5 protein-coding genes are annotated in these 3626 nt (G+C 63.3%); 1 reads left to right on the forward strand and 4 read right to left on the reverse strand.

The annotated features are described in order from the left end of the window. From JNN06_RS02600 to JNN06_RS02615, 4 genes are all read right to left on the reverse strand, one after another. A partial coding sequence (locus JNN06_RS02600; RefSeq protein ID WP_291238039.1) for a terminase small subunit occupies positions 1 to 426 on the reverse strand: 426 nt, incomplete at its 3' end. Positions 427 to 550: 124 nt separating this feature from the next. Continuing rightward, a complete protein-coding gene (locus JNN06_RS02605; protein ID WP_291238040.1) occupies positions 551 to 1267 on the reverse strand; it encodes a hypothetical protein in 717 nt (238 codons plus the stop codon). Between the two features lie 86 nt (positions 1268 to 1353). Further along, the gene (locus tag JNN06_RS02610) at positions 1354 to 2124 is read right to left on the reverse strand and encodes a hypothetical protein (protein WP_291238041.1); all 771 of its coding nucleotides are present in this window, start codon (positions 2122 to 2124) and stop codon (positions 1354 to 1356) included. After that, positions 2121 to 2300, reverse strand: coding sequence for a hypothetical protein (locus tag JNN06_RS02615; protein WP_291238042.1), 180 nt, complete (start codon positions 2298 to 2300; stop codon positions 2121 to 2123). The genes JNN06_RS02610 and JNN06_RS02615 overlap by 4 nt, the downstream gene beginning before the upstream one ends. 418 nt (positions 2301 to 2718) lie before the next feature. On the opposite strand from JNN06_RS02615, the gene JNN06_RS02620 reads away from it, so the two are divergent. After that, positions 2719 to 3626 (forward strand): site-specific integrase (locus tag JNN06_RS02620; RefSeq protein WP_291238043.1); only part of this gene is annotated, 908 nt, incomplete at its 3' end.

The following is a 3626-nucleotide window of genomic DNA, read 5'->3' on the forward strand; positions in this document are numbered from 1 at the left end:
GCGGATCAAATCGCCGCGTTGTTCGGCCAGGCGGTTGCGGGCGTACTCAGCCTCAGACCATGCCCGCACCTCTGCCGCCGTCATCCCGGCTTCGGCCTCGGCCTGATCATCATCCAAGTTACGGAAAGCCAGCGCTGCTTGTGCGGCGATCTGATCCCCGCGCGCCTTGGTCGCGCGGATCTTGTCAGCCCGCCAAGCGCGCCACGCCCAGCAATGCGACAACTGGAATTCATACGCCACGCCGTTTTGCCCCTCAGACAAGACCGGCATGCCTTGCGACATCCATTTGGTGACGGTGTTTTCCGTCACTTCAAACGCACGGGCGAGCTGCGAACGGTTCAGCACACCATCCTCGACCGCATCGGGCAGAGGCCATGCCGCCACGTCCAGCACCTCCCCATCCGACAGCGCGATGAGGTGTGACACGATTTTTCCTTTTCAGAACAACAACAAGCACGGTAACATGCACCATGCAAAATTTTCCCCGGCCCTCATGTAACGGGGTTCGAATTACCCGCGTGCAGGGAATGCCGGGGAAGGACCCAAAGGCCTACCCGAATCGCTTGGCGATGATCTGGCCGATGGTCCGCGTCAGATGGTCAGTCATCCGCGCCTCAAAGAGGCGCTGCGCCCCTTCATAGAACCCAAGCCGTTGCTGATAGACCGGCACTTTGGCCGATAGCTTCAGCACCCGCAGGGCTGCACCACCCACTTCGTCACGGCGATAGACACCCGGCGCCAAGCCCTTGCTGGCCACGAAGTAGCGCGAGCGCCTCGGAGCGCGCTTGCGGCTGGCGACCGTTTCATTTGCGGCAGCGTCGCGTTGCACCTTGAGCTGCGACATGACCTGATTGCGCTCGCCCCGCGACCAGTTGCCATAGGCATCCAGCTTGGCGAACTCGCCAGGAATGACCGAGCGCACATCGCCATCTACCGCCAGCGCCATATTCAGGGCCTTTTCCAACCCGGTTTGCGGCCTTGGCCCGCCCTCTTCCTGCACATGCAGGTAATGGCGAGATCCGGCAGATGGCCGCAACTGCACCGAGGCGGCCATGGTCTGCTGCGTTGCGCGCCAGACCATGAAGGCATTCAAGCTCCAAGGCGTCGGACGATCAAACACGACAGTCATCCGCTTGGACACGTCTTGCCGGATTTCTTCGGCCATGTCGTTCACGGCCCAGACACCAGCAATCCTCAAATCCCGATCCGCAAGCGTTTGCATCGCGGCGGTGAATGGTCCGGTGTCGATGGTCAAGCTAATGTCCATCACCACCCCCGGAAACGGAAAGCGCCCGACAGGTTTCCCTGCGGGCGCACTTCTCGAGTATGCTGAGCAGCATGCCGTGGGCGGACTTAACCGTCAAGCCCCAGCTTAACTTCATCTACAAGCACACGAGCCAAGGCCATGCGATCGAGCGCAGCGCACAATGCCTTGCGGCACACCGCCCTGTTCTCGCCCTTATCCGCCCAACCATGCGCTTCCAGCACCTGCGAAACCGTCTGCCCCTGCAGGCAAACCGAATCCACCAGCACCCGATCACGGATACCAACGCGGGCCCCACGCGCAGAGGGACGCACACGCCGCACGGCCATGGCCACGCCATCGCCAATCGCCCGGCGCATGACCCGGATCACGTCACCCTCATACAGTATGGTGTCCATGAATGACCCACCACCGCAGCCACCGGATGACCGCTGCGCCTCGACCGACGAGCACCGCATGCCTGCCGCATCGTGGCGCTCCACCAACATGGCATAGCGGCGGGCTGCGCCCACCTGCGCCGCCGTGAACAAAGGCGCCACCTCGCCGCCCTTTGCCGCACGGCGGGCCTGCAACTCCATCAGGTCAAACGCATCAGCCTGCCGCGCGTGATCTCGACCACGATACCCGAGGTGTTCGCGCTTCCACCCGCTCTCGCTACCATCCGGAATCAACCCCATTGGCGCCTGCGCCACCATCGGCCCGCGCGCAGGCTGCGCAATGATCTCCGGCCCGCAGCGATCCGGCACAGAGGCCCGCGCCTTGAGCTCAGCCAGCCGCTCGCGCTCAGCCCGCAGCCGTGCCGCGTCCGCACTCTCGCCCACCACCGGATAGCCCTGCGCCGTCATGCCCATCTGCGTCATACCTCGCCCCTCTTTTCCTGCCCGGCTCGCACCAATGCCAGTGCCGCCTCTTGATCCATCTCCCAATCGCGCAACCAGCGCCGATCCTCATCGGACGCCACGCCGTCACGCAGGCGCTCTTGCACAATCGTGCGACGGCGCGCGTTATCCCGCGCCTCTTCCGCGATCTTGATCACGGCATAATTGCCCTGCGGTGGGGCATGATGGCGGCGCACAAGCCCCGAAATTCCGCGCCTTTCCGGGGCATGTGCAGGTGAGCTGCTGCGGCAACAGCGTTTGCCCGCCCGTCGCAGCTGCCCTGGTGCGCGCCAACTGTGGCCACCTGGCCGAGATCGAGAGGGCAGAGCAATGAGCGATGCGAGGGTCGCGTTCTATTTCGAACGCCTGCGAGAGGAGGGCTGACATGGGCGGCATCTTAGACTCTGGGAAAACACCAGAGGAATGGTCTGCCATCATGGCGGGCCGGGGGCTCTCGGTAAGCGCGCGCACGATCAAACAGCGAGCCAACAAGCTCGGGGCTTGCCATCGCATCGGGCGAGCGATGATCATCACCCCCCAACAACTCGACACGATTCTCACGGAGGCCACTCCCAGATGCCGCTCACCGCATACCTTCGTGGCAATACCTGGTGGGCAAAAGGGCGCGTCGAGTACAATGGCAGGCCAATCACCGAATACTACCGCAAAAGCACTGGAGCATCTGACGAAGCTGGCGCGCGCGACTGGTGCAGGGCCGAAGAGGATCGGGCGATCCGGCGTTACCTTGTTGGCGAGGAAGAGCGCGGACTGACATTTGCAGACGCGGTATTGCTCTATCAGACCAACGCCAAAACGGCTCGCATGCTGCTACCGATTGTTGCCGAGATCGGCAGCAGCTTAGTGTCCGAGGTGACCCCGCGCACCCTTCGCGACCTCGGCCCAAAACTACGACCCGACGCTGGCACCGATACGTGGTGGCGCGAGATCGTGACGCCCGCGCGGGCGGTGATCAACAACGCTCATGACCTCGGAAAATGCGCCCCGATTAAGGTCAAGCGCTACACCCAGATGCAAAGGGTGACACAGGACCAATCACGCGGGAAAGTCACTCGGGTGCCCAGCACGCCCGCCACGCGCGACTGGCTGGAGGCCTTCCGCGCTGCCGCCGATCCATACAACCGCGCGCTAGCCGCATTTATGTTTGAGACCGCCGCGCGCATAGGGCAGGCCGTGGCGCTGACAAAGCGCGACCTCGACCTCATGAACAGCCGCGTGAGGCTAAAGGCCCAAAAAGGACACCCGGAGCAATGGGTCACGATCAGCCGGGCGATGGTTGTCGAACTGGCAAACCTACCGGCACGGCGTCCGGTTGATACCCGGCGAGGGGCAGTCCTGCCGGCCCGAGTATTCGGCTATGCAACCCCGACCGGCTACCGTTCAGCATGGCTGACAATCTGCAAGCGCGCTGGCATTCCGTACCTCTCAGCGCACGCGGCGGGACGACATGGTTTCTTTACGGAATT

Source organism: Gemmobacter sp., from assembly GCF_016792925.1.
Taxonomy (GTDB): domain Bacteria; phylum Pseudomonadota; class Alphaproteobacteria; order Rhodobacterales; family Rhodobacteraceae; genus Gemmobacter.

Bases quoted from the DNA above. Each gene is read 5' to 3' on its own strand.
- JNN06_RS02605 (WP_291238040.1), bottom strand. From the start codon at position 1,267: ATGGACATTAGCTTGACCATCGACACCGGACCATTCACCGCCGCGATG.
- JNN06_RS02610 (WP_291238041.1), bottom strand. From the start codon at position 2,124: ATGACGCAGATGGGCATGACGGCGCAGGGCTATCCGGTGGTGGGCGAG.